Origin of the sequence: Fretibacterium fastidiosum (assembly GCF_964642095.1) — a bacterium.
Lineage (GTDB): Bacteria > Synergistota > Synergistia > Synergistales > Aminobacteriaceae > Fretibacterium > Fretibacterium fastidiosum.
Genome location: NZ_OZ209244.1, coordinates 962,595 through 986,437, shown reverse-complemented (window position 1 = coordinate 986,437; position 23,843 = coordinate 962,595). Strand labels below are relative to the sequence as shown.

Genomic DNA, 23,843 nt, shown 5'->3' with positions numbered 1-23,843 from the left:
AGCCACCAACCAACAGCACCGCAATCATTAAAATTAATTTCAGGAGGCAGAATCATGAGCTTTAAGAGAGTGCTGAATGTTGTCGAAACCCACGATGGCGAGCCCATGCGCGTTGTTACCGGCGGCGTGGGACACATTCCCGGAAACAGCGTCTACGAAATGGAGGAGTACCTGCGTCTTCACGATGACGGCCTGCGCAAGCTGCTGCTCCGTGAGCCCAGGGGATATCCCCCTCTCTGCTGCAACATCATCGTTCCTCCCAAGCATCCCGATGCAGCCGCAGGGTTCATCATCATGGAGCAGACCGAGTATCCCATGATGTCCGGCGGCAACGTCATCTCCGTGGCCACCGCTCTGTTGGAGACAGGCATCATCCCTATGAAAGAGGGGATGAACGAGTTCAACCTCGAAGCACCGGCAGGGCTTATCGGTATCAAGGCCCGGTGCGAGAACGGAAAGGCCGTGGCTGTGACCTTCAAAAACGTTCCGGCCTTTGCCGTGCACACGGACAAGGAGATCGCCGTTCCTCACATCGGCCACGGCGTGGAGAAGGTGAAAGTGGATGTAGCGTGGGGCGGCATGTTCTACGCTATGGCTGACGCCCGACAGTTCCCCTGGATCAAGCTGGTCCCGGAGATGGGCCGGGAGATCACCCGGGTTTCCTCCCTGATCCTCAAGGCCGTCCAGGACCAGCTCCCCGTGGAGCACCCCAACTACCCTGGCGTGGGCGTCACCATCTCCCAGCTCTATGACCCCGAAAACTACAAGAGCGACACGGTGGACGTAAAGAACGCCGTCACGGTGGCCAGTGGCGCTGTGGACTTCGACGATCCCTCCACCTGGATCGGCGCCCTGGACCGCTGCCCCTGTGGTACCGGAACCTGTGCCCGTATGGCAGCTATGTACGCCAAAGGGGAGCTGAAGCTGAACGAGAAGTTCCGTCATCAGGGGCTCCTGGGTGTGGTCTACACCGGCGAGTTGGTGGAAAAGGCAAAGATAGGCAAATACGACGCCGTGGTCCCCACCATCACTGGAGAGTCTTGGATCTACGGCTATGGAAACCTGGTACTGGACCCCACAGACCCCTTTCCGGAAGGATTCACCATTGGCGACATCTGGGCCTGACAAAGGACAACTTTTGCGGGGCGCGGTTCTTCGCGCCCCCTACCTTTCATTGAACACTCAACACGGAGGACGTTATGGACGACAATCGCAGCATGCATGAACTTCTCTCAAAACGCCCCCTGGAAGGCGTGCGCATCATGGACATGACTCACGCCTACAGCGGCCCCTTCTGCACCATGCACTTGGCCGATCACGGCGCCGAGGTCATCAAGCTGGAGGTCCCGGGCAAGGGCGACCAGAGTCGGACCTGGGAACCCATCAAGGATGGCGCCAGCGGGTACTTTTCATGCTACAACCGGAACAAGTACGGGTTGGCCCTGGACCTCAAGAGCGACGAGGGAAAGCGTATCTATAAGGAACTGATCGCCAAGGTGGACGTGGTTGTGGAGAACTTCCGCGTGGGGACCATGGAGAAGCTGGGGCTGGGGTATGATGTGCTGAAGGAAATCAACCCCAGGCTGATCTACGCCTCCATCTCCGGCTTCGGCATTGAAGGGCCGGACGCGCCCCGCCCCTGCTACGACATCGTAGCCCAGGCGTTGGGCGGCATTATCGGCGTCACCGGCTTCGGCGACGATATCGTGAAGGTGGGACCCGCCATCGCAGACAACTACTCCGGGACGTATCTGGCTTTGGGCATCGTCATAGCCCTCTTCCAGAGAGAGCGCACAGGGTTGGGGCGGCGGCTCGACGTCTCCATGGTGGACTCCATCTTCTCCATCCTGGAGGTCGGCCCCCTGGCTTACACCATCAAGGGCGAGATTTCCAGGGCTATCGGGAATCGCGATCCGGGCATCACGCCCTTCGATGCGTTTCGGGCGTCGGATGGCATGTTCGTCATCGCCTGCGGCACGGATCGCTTCTTCGCCGCCCTCTGCAGCGTGATGAACATGCCGGACCTGCCCAGGGACCCCCGTTTCGCGACAAACTCCCTCCGCTGCACGCATGAGGCAGAGTTGAAGGAGATCATTGAGAGCTGGAGCCTCAAACACAATGTGGCCGACATCGAGCGGCAGATCCTGGCCGCGGGCATTCCCTTCGGGAACATTCTGACGCCGGCTCAGGCCTGCGAAAGCGATATCATACGTCGTCGCAACATGCTATGGAAGGTCTACGATCCGGCTTTCGGGAAGGAAATTGAGATCATCGGCTCCCCCATCAAGATGCACGGCTGCGCGGACGCGCCCCGCAAGGCCGCTCCTGGGATTGGCGAGGACACGGACAGCATCCTCAAGGAGCTCATCAATATGAGCGATGGGGAAATTGCGAAACTGCATGAGAACGGCGTGATCTGATGGCATCCCGGATAAGTATGCAGGACGTTCAGACGCGAAACGCGGCACTGTCCAGGAAGCGATGGAGCATCCTGGCGGCCAGCTGCCTCGCCAACCTCTGCGTGGGTTCCGTCTACTCCTGGAGTGTCTTCGCCGGGCCCATGGCCCGGCATCTGAACGCCTTGAACGGCACCTCCCTGACAGCAGCGGACCTGGCCATCGTGTTCTCCCTCGCCAACGGCGATGCCTTCATCACCATGATCCTTGGAGGCATCCTGGACAGGACCCTGGGGGCCCGGTTGATGATCCTTATCGGCGTCACAGTCTTCGGGCTGGGGTTCATCGTCAGCAGCATGGCGACCAATACCCTCACTCTGGCGCTGGGATACGGCATTCTCTGCGGGCTGGCAGAGGGCTTCACCTACGTCTGCACCATCAGCAACACCGTGAAGTTCTTCCCGGATAAGAAAGGCCTGGCCGGGGGGATCAGCACCGCCTCCTATGGCCTCAGTTCCATCCTGATCCCACCCGTCGCCGACGCCCTGACCCATGCCGTTGGGGTGAACCGTGCCTTCCTCATCTTTGGCGCCGTGATCATTGGCCTGGCCTTTGTCAGTTCGCTGTCGATCGTTAACTGCCCGGACGATTTCGTCCCGGACGGGTGGACGCCGCAGGCTGGGATGGGGGCCGCGGGAGCCGGGGACAAAAGCACGTTGCAGATGCTCTCCTCTTCCGTCTTCTACGTGATGCTGGCCATGCTCTTCGTCGGCTCCACGCTGGGCCTGATGGCCATCTCTGAAGCCGCCAGCATCGCCCAAACGATGATCGGCATGACCAGTGCCGCAGCGGCGCTTGTCGTCTCCGTCCTGGCGCTGTTCAACACGGCGGGGCGCATCGCGGCCGGCTGGATATCGGACAGGATAGGGCGTGTCAAAACCTTGATGGCCGTGTACATCCTGGCAGCCGCTGCCTCACTCACAACCTACGTCAGCGGCGGGAATAAAAGCGTGGCGCTCTTCTGTGGCGGCATCTGTTTGGTTGGCCTCTGTTATGGCGCGTTCATGGGGGTGTACCCCGGCTTCACCAGCGACCAGTTTGGCGTGAAGCACAGCTCGCTGAACTACGGCGTCATGTTCGTTGGCTTTTCCTCTGCAGGCTTCGCGGGTCCCATGACGATGCGGGCCGTCTTTAACGGACAGGGCAGCTACAGGCCGGCATTTCTGATGGCTGCAGGCCTCGCCGTATCCGGCCTCGCAATATCCTTTCTCTACAGGGCCATCGCCAAAAAGGACGAACTGTCGGGCTGAGTGCAGCGCCCCCTCTCCGAAGAAGACCTCATGGTGCATTGAAAGGTCAAGACACTCGCCGGGTGGTTGTTCAACTGCCCGGCACAATCCTCCTTGCTTCTCTCAAAAACCAAAAAAAATCTCAACATGCGGCGAAGACAGGCTTCTCGCGTTTCCCACCGCACCGGACGGGTGCAGGGCCAGAGTCGGCTTACCTCCACAACGGCGGGCTTGCCCCCCGATAAAACCGTCGCAACCTGCAAATTTGATCGCGATTTTTCCCGATAACCTTGACAAATTTTTGCGGCTGAGGTATTTTTCTTCAAGTTGATTGTGCGTCTCAGTTTCAGTTTGTGCCGAAGGAGGGGGAGAGCGTGAAGGGTCTGGAGGAGAATGCGCCCCGCGACCTGCGAAGGAGCACGAGGCAGAAGAACCTGATCCTGCGGTGCCTGAACGCCGCGAAGGGTGACCACCTGACGGCGGAGGCCCTTGTGGATCGCCTCAAGGCGTCGGGGACCCCAGTCAGCAAGGCGACGGTCTATCGCTTCCTGGCCGAGCTGGAGGAGGCGGGGCGCGTGCGGCGCTACCGCAGCCCCGACGGCGGCCCCGCCCTGATCGAGTACTCAGGCGACGCGACTGAGGACGAGGAGGACTACCACCTCCTCTGCGAGACGTGCGGGACGATGCTCCACATCAACAGCGAGCCCCTCCGCGAGGCCTTCCACCGCTTTGCCGATGAGAACGACCTCGCGATCGACGAGAGCCGGCTCGTCCTCTACGGGCGGTGCCCCGGCTGCGTCAAACGGGGGCGCCGTTGAATTGCGTTCCCGACGCAGCGGCTCCCTCAGGGGCCCGTGCGCGGGGCGCCGTTGGTTCCAATTTATTCTTTATTTTTTCTGGGAGGTTACCGAGTTTGAGGATTTCAAGAACGTTTGCGGCGGGCCTTTGCGCCCTGGTTTTGGCATTGGCGGCGGGAGGCGCCGGGGCTGAGGAGAAGAAGCTTTTGGTCGTGTGCAGCCTCTTCCCGCAGTACGACTTCGTCCGACAGGTGGCCGGAGATCGGGCGGAGGTGCAGATGCTCCTGCCCCCAGGGGTGGAGAGCCACACCTTCGAACCCCGCCCGTCCGACGTCAAAACGCTGAACGAGGCGGACGTCTTCGTGTTCACGGGAAAGTACATGGAGCCTTGGGCCGATCGCATCGTCCAGAGCCTGGACAACGAGAAGCTGGTCGTGGTGGACGCCTCGCAGGGAGTCGCCCTTCAAAAGGAACCGGACCACGAAGACCGCGACGAGCACGGGAATACGCACCACCACCATCACGAGTACGACCCGCACATCTGGCTGGACCTGTCCCTGGCCCAGAAGATGGTGGATAACATCGTGGCGGGGCTGACGGCAGCCGATCCGGAGCACGCAGACCTCTACGCGAAGAACGCCGCGGCCTACAAGGCCCAGATGGCGGAGCTGGACGCGGAGTTCGCCTCCCTTGTGAAGAAGGGCAGGCACCGGACCCTGGTGTTCGGCGGACGTTTTGCGTACCTCTACTTCCTGAAGCACTACGGTCTGAACTACGTGACGGCCTACGACAGTTGTTCCTCCGAGGGCGAACCGGGCCTGCAGCGCATCGCCCAGGTGATCCAGTACATGAAGAAGAAGGACATCCGCTGCCTCTTTCACGAGGAGTTCGTCGTCCCGAAGGTCGCGCAGTCCATCGCCGAGCAGACGGGAGCGAAGTTGCTGACGTTCAGCACGGCCCACAACCTGACGAAGGACGAGTTCGAGAAGGGCGTGACCTTCCTGGACATCATGCGGGCCAACCAGAATGCCGTCGAGCAGGCCCTTACCCTGTAGGAGGACGGTCGTTGAATCGGCCTGACGACAAGGTGCTCCTGTCGCTCTCTCACGTCTCCATCGCCTACGGCGCCATTCCCGCGGTGGAGGACGTGTCCTTCAGCGTCGAGGAGGGGGAGTTCTTCTGCATCGTGGGAGCCAACGGATCGGGAAAGAGCACCCTGATCCGCGGCATCCTAGGCCTGACGCCCCTGACGAAGGGCCGCGTCGATCTGAGGACGGGGCTTGAGGGGACGGCCTACGTCCCCCAGGTCGAGGGGGCCGATCGGGACTTCCCCGCGACGGTGTGGGAGATCGTCCTTTCCGGGACCCAGAGACGGGGCTGGCGCGTCCCGTTCTACACCGGCGCGGACAAGGCGGCGGCGGCGGCGGCGCTGTCCACCTTCGAGATCGCGAACCTTGCAGGCCGGCGAATCGGGAAGCTGTCGGGCGGACAGATGCAGCGCGTCCTGCTGGCGCGGGCGATGTGCCGCGGACCGAAGCTGCTGCTGCTGGACGAGCCCTGTTCGGGGCTGGACGAGGAGAGCCGCCGCGCGTTCTACGTCCTCCTCACCCGGCTTCACAGGGAACGGAGGACGACGATCGTGATGGTCTCGCACGACCTGGACGAGGTGGCCGAGCGCGCGTCGCGGGTGGCGGTGATGGCGCGGCGCCTGCTCTTCGTGGGGACGCCCGATGCCTGGCGCAGCGGGGTCTGGAAAGCGCCCTCCCTCGACTCCGAGGGCGTCCCGGCCTTCGTGGAGGTACCGGCATGACGTTTCAGGAGGTCTGGGAGGTCCTCTCCTACCCGTTCGTCACGCGGGCGCTGATCGTCGGGGTGATGGTCTCACTGTGCGCCTCCATCCTCGGCGTGATCCTCGTCCTGAAGCGCTATTCCCTGATCGGCCATGGGCTCTCCGAGGTGGGGTTTGCAGCGCTCTCCGTGGCCCTGGCCTTCAACCTGCCGCCACTCTACGTTTCGACGCCGCTGGTCGTCGCCGCCTCCTTCCTCATCATGTTCGTCAGTCAGCGCAAGAGGGTGGGGGGCGACGTGGCCATCGGCATCGCGGCTTCGGGGGCCCTGGCCTTCGGCGTGCTGGTCACCGCCCTGACGCGGGGGATGAACCTCGACGTGTGCAGCTACATGTTCGGCAGCATCCTGGCGATGACGAACGAGGACGTGATCCTCTCCGTCGCCCTCTCGCTCTTCGTCACGGGGCTGTTCGTCCTCTTCTACAACCGGCTCTTTTTGATCACGTACAACGAGGACTACGCGCGGTCGCTGGGGATCAACGTCACGCTCTATCAGTTCCTGATCTCCTTCCTCACCGCCCTCACGGTGGTGTTGGGCATGAGGATGATGGGGACGCTCCTGATCTCAAGCCTGATCATCCTTCCGGCGGTCACGGCGCGCCGGCTGGTGCGCAGCTTCCGCGCCCTCGTCGTCCTGGCGGCCTGCATCTCCCTGGCCTGCTTCGCGGTGGGGCTGTTCCTCTCCTTCGTCTGGAACCTCCCCACGGGGGCCGGCATCGTGTCCGTCAACGTGGCGGCTCTGATGGGGGCAGTGCTCCTGGCGCGCCTCATGGGGCGCACGGCCTGAGCTTGAGGAGGCCCTTGCGATGAGAAAAAAGATGAGGACACCCCGCGCATTCCTCGTCCTGTGCCTTTTGCTGGCCGTCGCACCCGCGGCGGCTGCGAAGCCGGACTACGTGATACGCGAAAACTTCTTCGTGCAGATGATCACGGACATCTTCATGAACCTTGGGGACTACCTGGGCAAGACCATCCAGTACGAGGGGTTCGTCCTCCCCATCACGGAGGAGGACTTCAGCGATGGACCGGAGAAGTTCGCCGTTGTCCGCATCGCGATCTGCTGCGGTCCGGACAACGCGCCCATCGGCTTCGCCTGCATCGGGAAGGACGCCCCGCCTGAGAACGCCTGGGTGCGGGTCGTCGGCGTGCTGCGGGAGCGGAAGCTGGAGGGGGAGGAGGAGCCCTACCCCTACCTTGAGCTTCAGGAGCTGGAGGTCCTGCAGAAGCGCGGCAAGGAAAAGGTCTCCATGTGACCCGGTGACGGAAAAGCGCGCGCCGGAGCCCTGCGCGGCGGCGAACTTATCTTCCGGCGCAGGACCCATCCGGCTTCTCTATAAAGGCCTTCGGCGGTCGCGGCGCGCTGTCGAAGAGGATGGATGACCCGGCACAGGCTGCTGGATGGTCGTGGCGAAGCCCGCTGAGAGGAAGGTGCGGCACGATGAAGGAGACGCGCGGCGTGGACTTGACCGAGGGGTCCGTCGGGAAAAGGCTTCTGCTCTATTTCCTGCCCATCCTCGCAAGCAGCCTGTTCCAACAACTCTACACCACGGTGGACGCGGTCATCCTGGGACAGTTTGCGGGAAAGACCGGGTTGGCTGCCATCGATGCCGTCTACAGCTTCCTGAAGCTGCCCGTCAATTTTTTTGTGGGGCTGTCCGCGGGGACGACCATCCTGATCTCGCAGTTCTTCGGGGCCAGGGACCACTCGTCCTTATCCAGGGCCGTCCACACCGGAATCGGTTTCGCTCTGGCCGGCGGCCTGGTGCTGTCCGTCCTGGGGTTTCTCGCGGCTCCCCTTTGCCTGAAGGCGATGGAGGTGCCGCGAGAGCTCTTTGACGGGTCGCTCTCCTACGTCCGCATCCTTTTCGGTGGGTTCGCCCTCTCCATGCTCTACAACGTGGGCGCAGGAATCCTTCGCGCGGTGGGCGACTCCAGGACGCCGTTTTATGTGCTGATCGCCGCAGGAGGCGCCAACGTCGTCCTGGACCTCGTCCTGGTGGCGATATTCAAGATGAACGCCCCCGGCGCGGCGCTCGCCACGGTATGCGCCCAGGGGCTCAGCGCCGCGCTCGTGCTGCGGGTCCTCCTGAGGACGAGAGCGCCTTATAGGGTGAGCGGCGCGGAACTCAGGGTCGACAAAGCCATGCTGCATTCCATTTGCAGGATCGGCCTTCCGGTTGGCCTTCAGTCCGCCCTCTATCCCGTCGCCAACATGATGGTTCAATCCGGCATCAACCGCACGGGCACGGACAACATCGCAGCGTGGGCGCTGTGCGGAAAGCTGGATTTTCTGATCTGGCTGATCGCGGACTCCCTGTCCGAAGCGGTCGCCACCTTCGTGGCGCAAAACCATGGGGCGGGGAAGTACGCCCGCACCAGGTTCGGCGTCAGGGTCGGCCTTTTCATGACCGTTGGCTTTATCGCCCTGGTCAGCGCTGCCCTGTTCTTCGGAAGCGTTTCGCTGGGGCGCCTGCTCATCAATCCCGCGGACCTCGACATCGCCTTTGAAGCCGGCAAAATCATGCACTTCCTTGCGCCGCTGTATTGCCTCTATGCGATTGGAGAGGTGTACGCAGGGGCGATCCGGGGGACGGGAGAGACCTTCAAGCCAATGCTCATCACCCTGCTGGGAACCTGCGCGACGCGAATCCTCTGGATCCTTTTCGTCGTCCCGCGGCACCCTGGATTTTACACGATCCTCGGCTGTTATCCCGTGTCCTGGGCCGTGACCGCCGTCGCATTTCTCCTTTATTATCAAGCGCATAAGAGACGCGCGCCGGCGCTGTGCTCGTGAGGCGTCGTCCCTGAGCGGGCCCTTGACCGCGGTATGCCCGACGGAGAATCAGAGAACGGCACCAATGCAAATGAAGAAAGGGAGGGGAAAGGGATTGATGGAATACACAAAACGAAAACGATTTTTTGTGCTGTGCGTCGTCCTCTGCGCTGCGCTCTGCCCTTCAGCTTCCGTTGCCGGCCCTGCGGCGGCGCATTCACGGGAATACGGGGTGTTCCTCGGCATCGGTGCCGAAGAAATAAACAGGCTGGAGGACTGCCGCCTCATCGTGATCGAACCGTCGGAATTTCAGGCGGATCAGGTTGCGAAACTGCACGACGCCGGAAAGACGGTGTACGGATACATCAATATCGGGGCGGTTGAGGAATATCGCCCTTACTATGGGCGCTTTAAAGGGGCAACGCTTGCCGTCTATGAGAGCTGGCCGGACGAACGGTGGGTTGACGTCTCCTCTCCTGCATGGCAGGACTTCATCGTCCACGAACTGGGAAAACGGTATGCCCGCATGGGCTTTGACGGTTTCTTTCTGGACAACGCGGACGTCTATGACCATTACCAGACGGACGACGTGTTTCACGGGCTTTGCACGATCGTTAAAGGGCTGAAAGGCTACGGCCTCCCGCTTGTGATCAATGGCGGAGATCGCTTCGTTTCAAGGTGCATGGAGGAAGGCACTGCGCTGTCCTTGTTCGACGGGGTCAATCAGGAGACGGTCTTCACCAGCATCAATTTTGAAAACGGCACTTACGGCGTGCAGCAGGAAGCGGAAACCGCTTATTACCAGGAATACCTTGAAAAAGCGAAGGGCTGCGGCTTATCCGTTTATCTCCTGGAATACGGAGCGGATCGGGCGCTTTCAAAACGGATAGACGCCTATTGCAGAGGGCACGGTTTTCTCTGGTACAACGCCGACGGGGCGGAGCTTCGATAAGATCATCGCATCTGACGAAAGCGCCCGAAGAGATTTTCCGACGTGCGGGAAGGCAAGCCGCGGCCCATTCGCGTCTGATTTTCTGTCCGTTTCTGCCTCCCCTCTCAGGGCGCCTTCCCGCGCTTTCAAGCCCTTTTCACGCTTCTGGTCGCGATGTACGACGTGATGTTGTGGTCACACAGGTTCCCTGAGCCGTTCGTATCATCGTAGAGATGGGTCAAAATAAATCCGGCTTCCAACTGTCCGTTGATCTGCTCCTCCAGAGTGTGTGAAAACTGTATGCCGCCGTTGCTTTTCTGCATTTGTTTCAAGTGGCTGGGATGTTTTATCGGGTTAAACGGCAATACGTTGACGAGCGTTGTCTCGTCCTCGTTAAATGCATAATTGATGCCGATATCCAACCCCGACATCAGCACGCCGCCAGCCTTCAGCACCCGATAACATTCCCTCCAAATGGGCTTTACGTCCTCGACGTAACAATTCGAGACCGGATAAAAGATCAGATCGAAAAAATCGTCCTCGAACGGTAATTTCTTCGTCATATCGGCATGGACGAGGGCGATGGCATAGCCTTCCCGCTCGGCCACGATCCTCTCGTTCTCCAACTGCTTCTCCGAATAGTCCAGGACCGAACACTCTGCGCCTAAGGCCGTAAAAATCGGCATTTGTTGGCCTCCACCGCTGGCCAGTCCCAGAACCTTTTTCTTGTTGAGGTCCCCAAACCATTCGCGTGGAACGGTTTTTACGGGCGTAAGTTTTACACTCCAACGGCCGTGGATCGCTTCAGAATATTCATCGTGACTGACGTATTGCCCCCATTCCCAGCCATTGCTCACCCACTGGTCTATGGTTTTCGCGTTGATTTCCGTGTAACCCATAATCATCATCCCTGCATAAGAAGTATCGTCGGCGAATTGGGACTGCGGCAGCAAAGCGAGGGGAGCGGCATTCTTTGCACACCGCACAGGACGTGGACGCCACGGGGACACATTCTACGCCAAACGCCGGAACTCGTAAAGTAAAGATGCCTCTCCCCAAATCCACTTTTGGGGTTGTAATCCGTTCTTGTTATAATAACGCCAATGAATACGTCATCTGCGGGAGGTGAGGACCATGGATAAGGATACGGAAGCCGACTGATGGAGGCGGACGACCTTCTTCTGTTTTACGTCGAGTTGAACAAGGCGAAGCACCCCCTTCGGGAGCTGCGGGCGAAGCTGAAGGCGAGGCCGGGGCACGTTCTGAGCCCCGAGGAGCGCGCGCAGGTATGGGGAGGCTACATCAACAACGAGAGCGAGGGGCTGGCCCTGCTGCGCGAGAGCTTGTCGGGGGATACCGTTTTTTCGGAGGTGAGCGAGGTGGAGCAGGAGTACTGGAGTTCTCCAGAGAACCGCTACTATCAGCTGCGGGAGATGATGACGCAGCTGGATTACAAGGCGATTCGGGAGGACCGGTTGGCGGAGGCAACGAGGGCGGTCCGCGAGAAGGCCTGGGCCGAGGGCATAGCCGAGGGCGTAGCTAAAGGCGAGGCTAAAGGCTGGGCTAAAGGTAAGGCCGAGGGCAAGGCTGAAGGCGAGGCAAAGGGCTGGACTAAAGGCAAGGCCGAGGGCATAGCCGAGGGCGAGGCTAAAGGCAAGCTGTTGGGCAGGCAGGAGACGGCGCGTACCATGCTGCGGGAAGGGATGTCCCCGGCTTCCGTCGCGCGCTTCACCCGCCTTTCCCTCGACGAGGTCGAGGCCCTGAAGGGGAGTTGAGAGGTCGGCCAGTCGACGGATTCTCGCGGTCATTTGCCGTGATGGAGCGCATTGCGCACAGGATTGCGGAGAACGTGCCCACGGCAAAATACCTTTTCACGGGGCGAGGTTGGGGCGGAATTACCGTCCTGCATCCGGCTCCGGCAGGGATTCATGATCGACTTCAGGGTAGAGTACGGCCTGCGGCAGGAGTTTTCTTGAAGTCCAGGTTGTAAATGCAAGCCCCCGTCCGACGACGGGGGGCTTGCGTCGCCACGCAGGGCGCGTCGTTCCGTTGACGCCGCGAGCCTTACTTCTTCGGCTCCACGTCCTGGTCGCCGAAGCCTACGGCCTTGAGCCAATCCGTCGGGTAGCCCAGGGGCTCCATCGTGTCGGCGGTGATCCTGTAGCCGTCGTTGTACAGATTAAGCCGATTCCGATCTTATCCCCGTCAGGTACGGCCGAAGAGGCGCAAAACCTGCCCCCGCCGCACGTTAAAAACTTTGCCGTGGATTTGGAAAAGGGTTCTTTGCTGTTCCTGCGCCGTTTTTTATGCTATGCTCTTTAAACCGACTGCGTCGGCGGACGGCAACGACCGTCCGAAATTCAAACAGGGAGTGATCGTTATGGTTCTTGACTCCAGTGACCTTGCCTTCATCTTCTCCAACCTTGGAGGCCTCTTTATGGCCGTCCTCCTCCTCCTCTTTATCCTGTCCTTCTCCGTGCGGATCGTCCCGGAGTACCGGCGCCTCGTCCTGTTCCGGCTGGGGCGGCTGGTGGGCAGCCGGGGCCCCGGCATCGTCCTGCTCATCCCGCTGCTGGACCGGGCGGTGACGGTGGACCTGCGCATTCTGACGTTGGACGTCCCCGTGCAGGAGGTCATCACGAAGGACAACGTCGCCATCAAGGTGAACGCCGTCGTCTACTTCCGGGTTCTGGACCCGTCGAAGTCCGTGGTGGAGGTGGAGAACTACATCGTCGCCACCAGCCAGCTGGCCCAGACCACCCTCCGTTCCGTCGTGGGATCCGTCGAGATGGATGAGGTGCTCTCCTCCCGCGAGAAGATCAACCAGGAGCTGCAGGAGATCATCGACGAACGCACCGACCCCTGGGGCATCAAGGTCAGTGCGGTGGAGGTGAAGGAACTGGAGCTGCCAGAGGGCATGAAACGGGCCATGGCCCGTCAGGCCGAGGCGGAACGGGAACGCCGCGCCAAGATCATCGCGGCGGAGGGCGAGCTCCAGGCGGCCACCAAGCTCTCCGAAGCTGCGCGGCAGATGGAGGTCTCCCCCGTAACCCTGCAGCTGCGCTACCTGCAGACCATCCGCGAGATCGCGGGGGAGCGCAACTCCACCACCTTCTTCCCCATCCCCATCGACCTGCTGCGTCCCTTCATCAACCAGGCTTTCGGCGGGCGGACCCAGGAAGGCCCGGACAAAGCCTGACGTCAGCCCCCATAGGGTGGAAAACCAGTTTAAGCGCCCCCTGCGGGCGCTTTTTTCGTGTCCACGGGCTGTGGCTTTAAGCCTGAACGGACCTGAAGGGCGTACGCCTGCTCTAAAAGTCAATTAAAGTTAGTTCTTTTATACTCTTTATTTTATGCTGATCGGCCTTTTTTAACTGTGAGAAGGGGTTGTCAGTTCCCCCGCAGGGAGGACCGATACCAATTCACGTTTAATATGGATTGCCTCCCCTGAAAGGGGAGGTGGTTCGCGTCAGCGAACCGGAGGGGTTCGGCCAGACGACCGGCCTCACGCAAGCCGATCTTTCGGGAGGATTGCGGCGGCCGGTTGGTCGGCTGAGGGCGAAGGAAGTCCGGGGGACTTCCGCAGCTCAGCCAGACGACACGACTTGCGGACGCCGACAGGCGGTCGGCGTCGTGTCGGTCGGCTGTGCCGAAGCAAGGCAATTGATTGCCTTGTGGAGGCGTTGACGGGGAATCTCAGACAGGCACGTCTTATGAAAAACACCCCTCCCCTTCGGGGAGCCTTCCTGCTGTCGTTCGGGACACTCACGGGCTGTCATACCAATTTGCGTCTAAAGGGAAAGAAAGGCCTCCCTGCAGGGGGGGTTGCCCCGAAGGGGCTGGGACTGATGGCCCGTGAGCGGTAGCGAACGGCAGCAGGAAGGCTCTCGATGGAGGCATATATATTAAAATTTATGAAAAATTCTGAAAGATATCCTTATGGTTGATTCTCCCCCAATCCTCAGGTAAAGTTTTAACGTGCAGCGGACACCGGTTTTGCACGTTTTTGCCGCATCCGACGGCTGAAAGGTCAAAGTCGACTTAACCTGTACAACGACTGGCGTGCTCCACGATAAAGCCATCGCAACCCGTAGATTGGGCTGCTCCCTGACGGTTGCGGCATGTTAAGGAAGCGCTGATTAATCTTCAAAAGTTGTTGAGAGTAATCAAGGAGCATCAAACAAGGGGTATCTTTCAGCGCTTCCCTGAAATTTTAAAATGGGGCTACACCCCCACTTCGGGGAGCTTTCCGGCTGCCATTCGCCCTTGCTCACGGGCCGTCAGTCCCCCACTTCGGGGAGCCTTCCGGCTGCCGTTCGCTGGCGCTCACGGGCCGTCAGTCCCAATCCCTACGTGCTTTCTGAAATTTCGGCAAAACTGCGCCCCGCTCCTCCCACTTGGAAGTACGAGAAGTCATTTTCTCTAAGAGAGGCAACTTATTTTGATTAACCTTTAGAAAGACATCTTTGAGCTATAGACCATTCACCATCTAACTTGTTTCTCTTTTTCACAGCTCCTGAATGTTTCACGTGAAACATGGCAGAATCAGATAATTTCACTCAAACAAACCCTTACTCTCTGCACACTCCATCGGGTGCTGCGGTTGATATCAACGAATTGCTTTCAGTAGGAGCTCGTTTTTCTCCTTGCATATTCTACTTGTTGAAAAGCTCAAGACAAATCAACGTTTTCCAATCCGAAGAATTCGACGGCCTTGTTGAGGATCAATCCCGTCCACTATACAGGTCAACCCAACTCCGATCTTGCATCCGTTCGATGTGGCGAGTATCCTTCGTTATTTTATTCGCCCTGTTTGACGTACTGTTATGTATTTCTTTGTTGTGATTTCAAAGGTCGTTTCATCCAAAAATGCTCTGAAAGCGAAATCACACTAAAATCCCCCCAAGCTGACCTTCCATTCAATCCATTCATCAATGCCTCAATAGCAAAGCCTTCGTCAAATTTAAATCAGACGATAGAATTTCACAATTATCAAATCGTTTCAAGAGATGAGAGAGAGAACATCGTGTCTTCATCTCTCAAAAAGAAAGGATGCCGCACGACAGCAAGGGTGGAGGCTGTTGGAGCGTATAAACAACCCTCTTGCCCCTCGGGACACCTCCCCTTTCAAAGGAGAAAGTTGAGGCGAAGTATCTGACCCTTCCCAAATCCACAGGAAAAGTTTTCACATTTGGGGCAAGGGTTTTTGCGTTTTCTAACGTGCAGGATGGGTGCAAAGTCAGAGTCGGGTTAACTTGTGCAACGACGGGCTTGATCCTCGATCGAGTCGCCACAAACTGCGGATTGGAGTCTTTTTCAAGAGGGTAACCCCAGGGCTGAAAAATGCCCGTTACGCTTGAAAATGCCTCTCTCGGCTCACTGGCTCGAAGCGCTTCCATCGCACAAATGAGATAGGGAATTAAACAGATTATTCTTAAACGGAACTTAATGTCGAGTTTCATCTCTCTCATTTCTTTCGTTGCCTGCATTAGTTGGCTCCAATTAAAGATAGCTTGATCATCCTGCAGAAGTTTTCGTCAATCGGAATCAAATTTTTGCCAAAATGGATTTTCATCTACGTTTCAGAGATTCCAGGAGATTCGATATCCAATTTTCCCAGATCGAAGCTTAAAGGAAAATGTGCATAACTTATGTGGATATGTGATTAACTTTGTGGATGACCGGAACACAGCGGGCCCACAGGCAACCCTTTAGAACCCCTATAGTGAAGGGACTGTAGTCAAGCCTCATACCATCCAGAAAATAACGACAACTTCACCTTAAAAAAATTATTATTCATTAATACTATAACAATAAATATATTATTTTAGATCCATTTAAGCGTACAAAGAGATTAACCTTTACTGCCCTTTTATCAATACCTCTTGAACTAAAGCGGCTGAGAGGGGAGGAGGACGACAAAACTAAGTATTTATACTTAAATCAATTTTAAAACCCCTAAAGTCTTGCGACATGGTCCTTTAAATTCAAAAAAGGCCTTGCATATTTCGTAAAGGCTGATAAAATGCAGGAAAATCTTTGTTTGGAGGCGTAAGCAATGACCAAAGCGGAACTTATTGATGCGATTGCGGAGAAGCTTCTTCTGAAGAAGAAGGACGTCGTCCCCGTCGTGGAGGAAGTGTTTGCTTCCATCGAAGGCGCTCTTTCCAGAGGTGAGAAGTGCACCTTCGTGGGGTTTGGCGTCTTCGAGGTGAAGGAGCGCGCGGCGCGCGAGGGCCGCAACCCTCAGGATCCCACCAAGGTCGTCAAGATCCCCGCCAAGAAGGTGCCCGTCTTCCGCCCCGGCAAGGATCTCAAGGAGAAAGTTCTTGCAATCAAGGGCAAGAAAAAGGCGAAGTAGTCCCTGCAACCTGCAGCACGAGAAAAAGGCGGCCGTCCGAGCCGCTTTTTTCTTGCTCTTCTCGGACGCTCAACCGCCCGCACAGTCAGGGCACGTCGTGCCCGCCGTAAGGAAGGTAGAGAAACAATGCTCCAATTCAAGCCCATCGCCTGGGAGGACAAGGAGAGCTACACCTCCTGTTTTGAACGATGCCCCGTCCACTACGCGGAGTATTCATTTTTCGGCCTGTGGGGGTGGCTGGAAAGCGTCCCCATCGACCTGGCCTTCGATGGAACCCTCTACTGGCTGCGCTCCAGAGGGCCGAAGCCGGGGATCTGCGGGCCCGTCGGGGACTGGACCCGGTTCGACTGGCACCGCACCCTGGAGCACTTCGCCTTGGAGGAAGCCCTCTTCGACGTTCCGGAGGGGGTCGTGCAGCTCATCCCGGAGGACCTCGAGGAAGTTCTGGAGGTGGAGGAGGACCGGGACCAGTGGGAATACGTCTACTCCGTGCCGGAGCTCATCGAGCTCAAGGGCAAGAAGTACGCCCACAAGCGCAACCGCGTCCGGGCCTTTTCATCGAGTTACGAGTGGGAATACGTCCCCATGCTCCCGGAGGACTTTCCTGCCGTCATGGAGTTTCAGGAGCGGTGGCGCGCGCATCGCGACAGCACCATGACGGAGGACGAGACGGTTTCACTCTACGACGAGGACCTGGCCATCCGCGCCGCCCTGGAGCGCTGGGACGACTTTCCCTTCCTGGGAGGCATCCTGAAGGTGGAGGATGAGATCGTCGCCTACACCATCGCGGAGGAGCTGGACAGCCGGACCCTCGACATCCGCTTCGAGAAGGCCTTCGGCGAGTACGCCGGGAGCTACCAGGCCATCAACCAGCTCTTCCTCAAAAACCAGGGCGCCGGGTACGACTGGGTCAACCGGGAGGAGGACATGGGCGAGGAGGGGCTCCGCGCCTCCAAGCTGTCCTACGGCCCGACGGACATGCTGAAGAAGTACGGCGTGCACCTCAAGGGACGCCCGGCCGAAACCCGCTAGAGCTTCTCCAGGTCGTGAACGGCGGCCACGTCGATCCTGTGGTCCGCAGCAAGCGACTCCACCGTCTCCAACGCCTCGCAGGGAAACTCGCAGGCCAGCCCGCAGCTGGAGGACAGCTTGCGCGGCACCGGGGCGATGCGGGCCGAGATCCCCGCGCCGCGGCAGGTCCGCTCGAACATCAGCGCCATGCTGGTCGTCTTGAAGGTTGCGATGCAGCTCAATCCTAAACCACTCCTTTATCAAGTGTCCTTGCTGCCACGACCCTCATTATAAAACGAAAAGGACCCGTCCGCTCCGACGAAGTTCCGAAAAGACGCGGCCTCTTTGGGCGCGGCGGGTATAATAAAGGATACGTCTATCGTGACGAAGCGACGAAGGGGAGGGAGCGAAGTTGTTCTACCTGGTGCTGGGGATCTTTGTGGCCGTTGCGTTCGGCGCGCTGCTCAAGAAGCAGCAGGCGCGCCAGCACCCGCAGCCCCAACAGGAGGCAGTCCCACAGGAGCCGCTCCAGGCCGCGCCCCCCGAAGCGCTCGAGGAGGATCGGCTCGAGATCGGTCCGCCCGACGTCAAGGCCCCTGAAGCTCCGGCGGAGGAGGCTGCGCCCCAACCCAAGGCTCCGGAGCCGCAGGAGAAATCCGGCATCGCCGTCCTCCAGGAGGAGGTCGTCCCCTGTGACACGGTCCTGGCCGCAAAGCCCATCAGCTCCCCCAACGCGGTGGGGAGCGCCACCTATTCGGCCGCCGCGCCCGCGACCCTCGGCGAGGACTCCCCCTACGCCTATGGCTCCTCGGCCGAACCTCCGAAGAAGGCGAAGCCCTCCGCCGCCCTCCTGCGCTGGTGCGGCCGTACGGGCTCGCTGCAGGTGGGGGACCTCGTCATCCTCGGGCCGGTGACCTACTGGTCCGACGGCCCCAGCTCCGTCAAGGACCCCTGCTGCATCGACGTCGTCCTGCCGGTGGAGTACCCGCAGGAGGGCGCTCCCCTCCCCGCCGACGGCGCCGTCTCCTACGCCGAGATGACGCCCCTTCAGCGGGGCGTCTACCTGACGTGGCTCGCGGGCGGACGCATTCAGCCCCCCCTCCACCTCTGCTACCCCTCCCTGTGGCTGTACGGCCTGGAGCGGCGCGTCATCGCGGACCGGCTGGACATGGGCCTGTGCCTTGCGGAGGCCTTTCGCCTGCTGCCCCTGATCCGCTGGGACGCCGTTCTGACGAACCTCATCCACTTCATCACGTGGCTGGCCGTCAAGATCTGGCTGTCGGAGGACGAGCTCCTGAGCTTCTGCAAGAAGCTCCTCGTCGTGCCCGACGAGCTCTTGACCCTGCTCCTGGGGGCCTACGCCAACTCGAAGCTCCCCCTGCCCTCCGCAGTGGCCTTCACCCTGATGCGCACGTCGGAGAGGCTTCAGATCGCCGCCCTGGGCGAAAGGCCGCCGAAGGTCGCCCACTCCGACGAGCTCCTTCAAAAGTTCACGCCGCTCTACAAGGAAGCCACGAACGGCGGGTTGATCCTCCAAAAGCCCAGGACCACCTTCACCTTCGCCTACGTCCCCACGAACCCTTCCCTGGACGCGAAGAAGGAGGCCGCAAGCGGCGTGGTGGAGCTGCCCAATTTCTTCGAGGACCTCGGCGTCTTCGACCCCCTCGTCGCCGTGTGGCGGGACTTCGTCGCCGACCTGACACCCCGCCAGCCAAAGACCGCGGCGGAGAGCCTGGAGGGACGGCCCGACTTCGAGGGCTTCGTCGAGGCCCTGAGGCAGGACCGCGGCGACGGTCCCCTGACCTCCACCCTGGGCGCGCTGGGTGCGCTGATGGGCCTCGACCTTTCGACGGAGAAGGTTCACGGGGGGGACCGAAAGAGCATGGTGGAGACGGCCCAGGTGGAGGGCTACCAGATCCTGCCCAACCTGGGGCTGTCCGGCTGGGACTACCGATGGGAGGATCCGATCCTCCTCCTGCCCCTGGAGCTTGGGGCCAGGCCCTCGCAGGATTACCTCGCGGCCTCCTTCCTGCTGGACCTCCTCTGTGCCCTGATGGAGGTCCGGAGCCGGAAGCTCTTCGAGCCGCTGCGGCAGCGCCTGAACCACTACTTCTCCCTCTCCACGGAGGACAACGTCCGACTGGAGGCCCAGGGGCTCCTGGACGTCCCCGCCCCCCGCCCCGCCGAGCACTACGGAGAGCTCATCCGATTCTGGCTTCAGGGAGAGGAGCTGGCCAACCTGCGCAACTTCCTGTTCGACTTCCTGAGCTTCCTTCCCCAAACCCAGGCGGAGGAGCAGGCCCTGCGGGAGAGGGTGTGCGGCGTCCTGAACGTCTCCCCCGCCGCCCCGCCACCCTACGAGGAGCGCGCGCCGCTGGAGCGGGGCGAGGCCCTCCTCAAGACCCTGTCGCCGCTCTTCAGAAACTCATAAGGAAACACTGATTAAGTTGTTGAGAACTGTCAACCGTATGGGCTCCCTTCAGTGTCTGAAACTTCATCAGGCCGCGCGAAGCGCGTGGGGATTGGGACTGACGGCCCGTGAGCGTTAGCGAACGGCAGCCGGAAGGCTCCCCGAAGTGGGGGGCGTAGCCCCATTTTAAAAATTTAGGGAAGCGCTGAAGGATATCCTTTGTTCGATGCTCCTTGATTGCTTTCAACAACTTTTGAAGATTAATCAGCGCTTCCATAATTATCTTTACGGCATCGAACCCGCCGCCCTGCGGGCGGCTGCCGAGCCATTCAGGAGGGATCCTTGTGTTCGACTATGTGATCATTGCAGACGACTACACCGGCGCCGTAGAGATCGCGGCGAAGTTCATGAACGGCGGGTACAACGCCGCGGTGACGCTGGACCCCGGCTCCATGGGCGCCCTGCGCAAGTACTCCGCCGTGGCCCTGGACATGGAAACGTTCTTCCTGTCCCCGGAACGCGCCGCCCAGAGAGTTGAGAACGTAGCCCGCGACCTTTTGCCCTGGAAGGAGAGCGCGGCCTTCTTCAAGCGCATCGAGCCGGGCCTTCGGGGCAACGTGGGCCCTGAGCTCCGCGCCGCTGCCGCCACGCTGAAGTTCGACTGCATCGTCGTGGCCTCCGCCTTCTCCAGGAGCCGCAAGGCCGTGGAGGAGGGGACCCTGCACCTGGACCGGCAGGAGCCCATGTCCCCCCAGACGGCCACCACCGCCCACCCGGCGAGCTCCGCCGCCGTGGCGAAACTCCTCCGGGAGTCCGGGATGGACCCCAGGGAGGTCTCGCGGGAGGATATCCGCACCCAGAGGACGGCGGAGGTCGTGGCCCAGGACGGCTGCTATTGCTTCGACGCCGAGAACGACGAGGACCTGCGCCTCATCGTCAGCGGCGTCCTGAAGGCCCGCTCCGTCAAGGACGTCCTGTGGGTCGGGTCCGTCGGCCTGGCCAACGCCCTGGCCACCGCTCCGAAGTCCTTCGTCTTCGTCGTGGGGACGGCCCACCCCAGAAGCCTTCGCCAGGCGCGCCAGCTGGTCGATCAGGGGTACGTCAAGACCATCCCCGTCAGCATCGCGGGCCTGAACGGCGACCGGGCGGAGGCGGTGCTCCCCCTCACCGCGGAGCTGGCGGACCCGCTTTTGCGCTGCGGGCAGTCCATCCTGCTGGTGGCGAAGGACGAGGAGGGACGCTTCATCCGCGGTCGCTACCCCAACGAGGACGTGGAGGGATTCTTGGACCTGATGGCGAACACCACCCGCGAGATCATGGGCCACGCGAGGATCGGCGGACTCTGCGTGGCGGGAGGGGACTGCGCCGCCCGCATCGCCCAGCGAGCCCGCGCCGAGAACGTGGCCCTGGAGCGGGAGATCCAGGAGGGGATCACCCTCACGACGCTGGTGGGCGGCCCCTTCGACGGCCTCCCCCTCATCACCAAGAGCGGCTCCCTGGGCGGCGAGAGCGCCCTGGTCCACTGCATGGAGTTCTTCATTCACCGCAGCGAGGGCCGCAGCGGGCTCCCCTGGATGTAACGATTGCCCGAACGCCTCAGGAGCGGGGGAAGCGCCGGGTGAAGAAGGCCCTGAGGTGAGCCAGGGCCTGCGCGGCCTCCGGCGTCAGGGACGGAGGGCACTGGCTGCGGAAGCGCCGGACCTCCGCCTCCGGGGGCTCGATGACCGGAGCGCGCCTTCCGGGCCTCTGGCCCGATACGGCGGGCCTTGAGGGTGGCGCTCCCAGCGTGACCCTCACCTCGTGGACGTCCAGGTCCCAGCGCTCCTTGAGGGCGCGCCGGACGTTTCCCTTCATCTGGTTCAGCTGTTGCGCCACGTGGGGCGTCTTTGCCGCCACGAAGAGCACCCCCGCCACCAAATCGCAGGGCGCGGAGTTCCGCGCCCTCGCGGCCCCCACCACCAGGGGCCAAGAGCGCACCATCTCCCTCAGCCGCTCGGCGCGGACGTTCTGCGGGACGATCCGCCCCAACAAATCCTTCACGGACACCATGCGGTCCAGCCTGGACCGCCCCGCCGTCACCCGCTCCTCCGGCGCAGTCGTCCCGCTCCCGGCGACTGCGGCCTTCATCCTCCGGCCCTCCGACCCCGCTGCCGCAGGACCACCGAGAGCAGCTGTACGTCCGCTGGGGTAACGCCCGACAGGCGAAGGGCCTGGCCCAAAGACTGGGGCCGCCAGCGAGAGAGCTTCTGACGGCCCTCGGCGCTCAGCCCCGTCACCACGCTGTAATCCAGGTCCTGAGGGATCGGGACGCCGTCCATGGCAGCCGTGCGCTGGGCCGCTCGGGCCTCCTTTTCAAGGTAGCCGGCATAGCGCAGAGCCGTTTCGACGCAGTGCGCCTCCTCCTCGTCGAGGGGACGCTCGGGGGGCGACAGCCGCGAGGCCAAATCGTAGGTCACCCCCGGACGCCGCAGGAGGTCCGCCCCGGACAGGGGCTCTGACGGGGGTTCCACCCCCGCCTCGCCAAAGAGCGCTGCCCACTCCTCCGAAGGGGTCAGGCGCGTCGTCTTCAGCCGTTCCGCCTCGCCGTCTTCCCGCGCCCACCGCCTTGTGAGCGCATCCCACCGCACGTCATCGATCAGACCCACCTGCCGTCCGAAACGGCTCAGGCGGCGCCCCGCATTGTCCCACCGCATCAGGAGCCGGTACTCACAGCGGCTGGTCAACATCCTGTAGGGCTCCTCCGTGCTCTTCGTCGTGAGGTCGTCCACCAGCACGCCGAGGTAGCCGTCGGACCGCCCCAGGACCAGCGGCGCCTCTCCCTTCACCTGAAGGGCGGCGTTGACGCCCGCCAGAACCCCCTGAGCCGCCGCCTCCTCGTAGCCCGAAGTGCCGTTCACCTGCCCCGCGGTGAAGAGGCCCGAAACCTCCCGATTCTCCATCGAAGGTGACATTTGATCAGGGCTTAGATACGCATATTCGATGGCGTATCCGGGCCGCAGTATCTTTGCGTCGGCGCAGCCGGGCAGGGAGTGGACCAGCTCCACCTGCACGTCGTAGGGCAGGCTGGTGGAGAAGTTCTGGACGTAGACCTCTCCCGTATCGAGGGAGACGGGCTCAAAGACGATGGGGTGCGTCCTGCGGTCCGGAAAGCGCAGAAATTTGTCCTCGATCGAAGGACAGTACCGGGGCCCATTGGACCTCAGCCCTCCGGCGACGAGGGGGGAACGCCCGATGTTCGCCCTCAGGACCTCGTAGGTCCGCTCCGTGGTCCGGGAGAGCCAGCAGGCGTAGTCCGACCGATGGAGGCGCTTTTCTCCCCACAGGTCGAAGCAGAGGGGTTCTTCGGCCGACCTCTGGGGGACGGCGGCGCCGAGGTCGATCGTGGCCAGGTTCAGGCGCGGCGTGGTGTCCGTCCTCATGCGTCCCGTCTTGAGCCCCAGGGACGCGAGCGACTTCAGCAGGCCCTCCGCAGGCATCTGGCCCATGGGGCCGGAGGGAAAGGAGCGCTCCCCCACGAAGACGCGCCCTCCCAGGTAGACGCCGCCGCAGAGGACCACCGTCCGCGCGCCGTATCGCGCGCCGTATCGCGTCAGGACGCCCGCCGTGCGCCTCCCCTTCCCGTCCGTCCGGGTCAGAAGCTCCACGGCCTCGTCCTGAACCACGTCCAGATTGGGCTGGGACAGGAGCTGCCTGCGGTAGTACAGACCGTAGAGCGCCGGGTCGCACTGGGCCCTCAGGGCCCGGACGGCCGGGCCCTTGGAGGTGTTCAGCCAGCGGACCATTAGCGTCGAGGCGTCCGCAGCCCTGGCCTGCTCCCCGCCCAGGGCGCTGACCTCCCGCGTCAGATGCCCCTTTGCCGGACCTCCGATCGAGGGGTTGCAGGGCATCATCGCCGTGTTGTCGAGGTTCAGGTTCAGCATCAGCGTGCGGCAGCCCATGCGAGCGGCGGCCAGCGCTGCCTCGCAGCCGGCGTGTCCTCCGCCGACGACCGCCACGTCGTATCGTTCCTGAAACAAGGGATCGACCTC

The 23,843-nt window shown here is 61.2% G+C and carries 21 protein-coding genes; 16 read left to right on the top strand and 5 right to left on the bottom strand.

Annotated features, from left to right (window positions below):
* Nucleotides 1–54 precede the first annotated feature (54 nt).
* From ACK28C_RS04410 to ACK28C_RS04365, 10 genes are all read left to right on the top strand, one after another.
* Nucleotides 55–1,125 (top strand): proline racemase family protein, encoded by a 1,071-nt coding sequence (locus ACK28C_RS04410; RefSeq protein WP_015556921.1) that lies wholly within the window; start codon nucleotides 55–57, stop codon nucleotides 1,123–1,125.
* 74 nt (nucleotides 1,126–1,199) lie between these two features.
* Nucleotides 1,200–2,420: a CaiB/BaiF CoA-transferase family protein gene (locus tag ACK28C_RS04405; RefSeq protein WP_015556922.1), complete on the top strand. Its 1,221-nt coding sequence runs from the start codon at nucleotides 1,200–1,202 to the stop codon at nucleotides 2,418–2,420.
* A gap of 17 nt (nucleotides 2,421–2,437) precedes the next feature.
* Nucleotides 2,438–3,706, top strand: a complete 1,269-nt coding sequence (locus ACK28C_RS04400; protein WP_208873630.1) for an OFA family MFS transporter — start codon at nucleotides 2,438–2,440, stop codon at nucleotides 3,704–3,706.
* Nucleotides 3,707–4,059: 353 nt separating this feature from the next.
* Nucleotides 4,060–4,503 carry a Fur family transcriptional regulator gene (locus ACK28C_RS04395; protein ID WP_208873631.1) on the top strand — a complete coding sequence of 148 codons (444 nt, stop codon included), beginning with the start codon at nucleotides 4,060–4,062 and terminating at the stop codon, nucleotides 4,501–4,503.
* 95 nt (nucleotides 4,504–4,598) lie between these two features.
* Entirely contained in the window at nucleotides 4,599–5,537 is a 939-nt protein-coding gene (locus ACK28C_RS04390; RefSeq protein WP_208873632.1) for a metal ABC transporter solute-binding protein, Zn/Mn family, read from the top strand.
* 11 nt (nucleotides 5,538–5,548) lie between these two features.
* Nucleotides 5,549–6,292: a metal ABC transporter ATP-binding protein gene (locus ACK28C_RS04385; RefSeq protein WP_208873633.1), complete on the top strand. Its 744-nt coding sequence runs from the start codon at nucleotides 5,549–5,551 to the stop codon at nucleotides 6,290–6,292.
* The gene (locus ACK28C_RS04380) at nucleotides 6,289–7,116 is read left to right on the top strand and encodes a metal ABC transporter permease (protein ID WP_015556924.1); all 828 of its coding nucleotides are present in this window, start codon (nucleotides 6,289–6,291) and stop codon (nucleotides 7,114–7,116) included. Before ACK28C_RS04385 ends, ACK28C_RS04380 begins: the two co-directional genes overlap by 4 nt.
* A 19-nt stretch (nucleotides 7,117–7,135) precedes the next feature.
* Nucleotides 7,136–7,582: a hypothetical protein gene (locus ACK28C_RS04375; protein WP_015556925.1), complete on the top strand. Its 447-nt coding sequence runs from the start codon at nucleotides 7,136–7,138 to the stop codon at nucleotides 7,580–7,582.
* Nucleotides 7,583–7,767: 185 nt separating this feature from the next.
* Nucleotides 7,768–9,123, top strand: a complete 1,356-nt coding sequence (locus tag ACK28C_RS04370; protein ID WP_015556926.1) for an MATE family efflux transporter — start codon at nucleotides 7,768–7,770, stop codon at nucleotides 9,121–9,123.
* A gap of 97 nt (nucleotides 9,124–9,220) precedes the next feature.
* A complete protein-coding gene (locus ACK28C_RS04365) occupies nucleotides 9,221–10,054 on the top strand; it encodes an endo alpha-1,4 polygalactosaminidase (RefSeq protein WP_409152510.1) in 834 nt (277 codons plus the stop codon).
* A gap of 125 nt (nucleotides 10,055–10,179) precedes the next feature.
* Here the strand turns inward: ACK28C_RS04365 and ACK28C_RS04360 are convergent, their stop codons facing one another.
* Nucleotides 10,180–11,019 carry a class I SAM-dependent methyltransferase gene (locus ACK28C_RS04360; RefSeq protein ID WP_409152509.1) on the bottom strand — a complete coding sequence of 280 codons (840 nt, stop codon included), beginning with the start codon at nucleotides 11,017–11,019 and terminating at the stop codon, nucleotides 10,180–10,182.
* A gap of 174 nt (nucleotides 11,020–11,193) precedes the next feature.
* Between ACK28C_RS04360 and ACK28C_RS04355 the strand changes: the two genes are divergently transcribed.
* Both ACK28C_RS04355 and ACK28C_RS04350 read left to right on the top strand, forming a co-directional pair.
* Entirely contained in the window at nucleotides 11,194–11,808 is a 615-nt protein-coding gene (locus tag ACK28C_RS04355) for a hypothetical protein (RefSeq protein ID WP_409152508.1), read from the top strand.
* Between the two features lie 605 nt (nucleotides 11,809–12,413).
* The gene (locus ACK28C_RS04350; protein WP_015556929.1) at nucleotides 12,414–13,232 is read left to right on the top strand and encodes a slipin family protein; all 819 of its coding nucleotides are present in this window, start codon (nucleotides 12,414–12,416) and stop codon (nucleotides 13,230–13,232) included.
* Nucleotides 13,233–15,072: 1,840 nt separating this feature from the next.
* On the opposite strand, the gene ACK28C_RS04345 is transcribed toward ACK28C_RS04350, so the two are convergent.
* A complete protein-coding gene (locus tag ACK28C_RS04345) occupies nucleotides 15,073–15,504 on the bottom strand; it encodes a hypothetical protein (protein ID WP_409152506.1) in 432 nt (143 codons plus the stop codon).
* A gap of 587 nt (nucleotides 15,505–16,091) precedes the next feature.
* Here ACK28C_RS04345 and ACK28C_RS04340 point away from each other — a divergent pair.
* Together ACK28C_RS04340 and ACK28C_RS04335 are read left to right on the top strand one after the other, a co-directional pair.
* A complete protein-coding gene (locus ACK28C_RS04340; RefSeq protein ID WP_015556930.1) occupies nucleotides 16,092–16,394 on the top strand; it encodes an HU family DNA-binding protein in 303 nt (100 codons plus the stop codon).
* Nucleotides 16,395–16,520: 126 nt separating this feature from the next.
* Entirely contained in the window at nucleotides 16,521–17,426 is a 906-nt protein-coding gene (locus ACK28C_RS04335; protein WP_015556931.1) for a DUF2156 domain-containing protein, read from the top strand.
* On the opposite strand, the gene ACK28C_RS04330 is transcribed toward ACK28C_RS04335, so the two are convergent.
* Complete coding sequence (locus ACK28C_RS04330; protein WP_208873639.1) at nucleotides 17,423–17,647, bottom strand: DUF3343 domain-containing protein; 225 nt, start codon at nucleotides 17,645–17,647, stop codon at nucleotides 17,423–17,425. The genes ACK28C_RS04335 and ACK28C_RS04330 overlap by 4 nt on opposite strands.
* A gap of 170 nt (nucleotides 17,648–17,817) precedes the next feature.
* Here ACK28C_RS04330 and ACK28C_RS04325 point away from each other — a divergent pair, with 170 nt between their 5' ends.
* Complete coding sequence (locus tag ACK28C_RS04325) at nucleotides 17,818–19,836, top strand: TerB N-terminal domain-containing protein (protein ID WP_409152505.1); 2,019 nt, start codon at nucleotides 17,818–17,820, stop codon at nucleotides 19,834–19,836.
* Nucleotides 19,837–20,159: 323 nt separating this feature from the next.
* Complete coding sequence (locus ACK28C_RS04320) at nucleotides 20,160–21,395, top strand: four-carbon acid sugar kinase family protein (protein ID WP_208873644.1); 1,236 nt, start codon at nucleotides 20,160–20,162, stop codon at nucleotides 21,393–21,395.
* Nucleotides 21,396–21,411: 16 nt separating this feature from the next.
* Here the strand turns inward: ACK28C_RS04320 and ACK28C_RS04315 are convergent, their stop codons facing one another.
* Nucleotides 21,412–21,942 (bottom strand): DUF721 domain-containing protein, encoded by a 531-nt coding sequence (locus ACK28C_RS04315; RefSeq protein WP_015556932.1) that lies wholly within the window; start codon nucleotides 21,940–21,942, stop codon nucleotides 21,412–21,414.
* Entirely contained in the window at nucleotides 21,939–23,831 is a 1,893-nt protein-coding gene (gene mnmG / locus ACK28C_RS04310) for a tRNA uridine-5-carboxymethylaminomethyl(34) synthesis enzyme MnmG (RefSeq protein WP_208873647.1), read from the bottom strand. Before mnmG ends, ACK28C_RS04315 begins: the two co-directional genes overlap by 4 nt.
* Between the last annotated feature and the right edge of the window lie 12 nt (nucleotides 23,832–23,843).

What these genes read in the sequence shown, in the direction of transcription:
- ACK28C_RS04410 (WP_015556921.1), top strand. Translation starts at nt 55, where the DNA reads ATGAGCTTTAAGAGAGTGCTGAATGTTGTCGAAACCCACGATGGCGAG.
- ACK28C_RS04405 (WP_015556922.1), top strand. Translation starts at nt 1,200, where the DNA reads ATGGACGACAATCGCAGCATGCATGAACTTCTCTCAAAACGCCCCCTG.
- ACK28C_RS04400 (WP_208873630.1), top strand. Translation starts at nt 2,438, where the DNA reads ATGCAGGACGTTCAGACGCGAAACGCGGCACTGTCCAGGAAGCGATGG.
- ACK28C_RS04380 (WP_015556924.1), top strand. Translation starts at nt 6,289, where the DNA reads ATGACGTTTCAGGAGGTCTGGGAGGTCCTCTCCTACCCGTTCGTCACG.
- ACK28C_RS04375 (WP_015556925.1), top strand. Translation starts at nt 7,136, where the DNA reads ATGAGAAAAAAGATGAGGACACCCCGCGCATTCCTCGTCCTGTGCCTT.
- ACK28C_RS04370 (WP_015556926.1), top strand. Translation starts at nt 7,768, where the DNA reads ATGAAGGAGACGCGCGGCGTGGACTTGACCGAGGGGTCCGTCGGGAAA.
- ACK28C_RS04365 (WP_409152510.1), top strand. Translation starts at nt 9,221, where the DNA reads ATGGAATACACAAAACGAAAACGATTTTTTGTGCTGTGCGTCGTCCTC.
- ACK28C_RS04355 (WP_409152508.1), top strand. Translation starts at nt 11,194, where the DNA reads ATGGAGGCGGACGACCTTCTTCTGTTTTACGTCGAGTTGAACAAGGCG.
- ACK28C_RS04350 (WP_015556929.1), top strand. Translation starts at nt 12,414, where the DNA reads ATGGTTCTTGACTCCAGTGACCTTGCCTTCATCTTCTCCAACCTTGGA.
- ACK28C_RS04345 (WP_409152506.1), bottom strand. Translation starts at nt 15,504, where the DNA reads ATGAGAGAGATGAAACTCGACATTAAGTTCCGTTTAAGAATAATCTGT.
- ACK28C_RS04340 (WP_015556930.1), top strand. Translation starts at nt 16,092, where the DNA reads ATGACCAAAGCGGAACTTATTGATGCGATTGCGGAGAAGCTTCTTCTG.
- ACK28C_RS04335 (WP_015556931.1), top strand. Translation starts at nt 16,521, where the DNA reads ATGCTCCAATTCAAGCCCATCGCCTGGGAGGACAAGGAGAGCTACACC.
- ACK28C_RS04315 (WP_015556932.1), bottom strand. Translation starts at nt 21,942, where the DNA reads ATGAAGGCCGCAGTCGCCGGGAGCGGGACGACTGCGCCGGAGGAGCGG.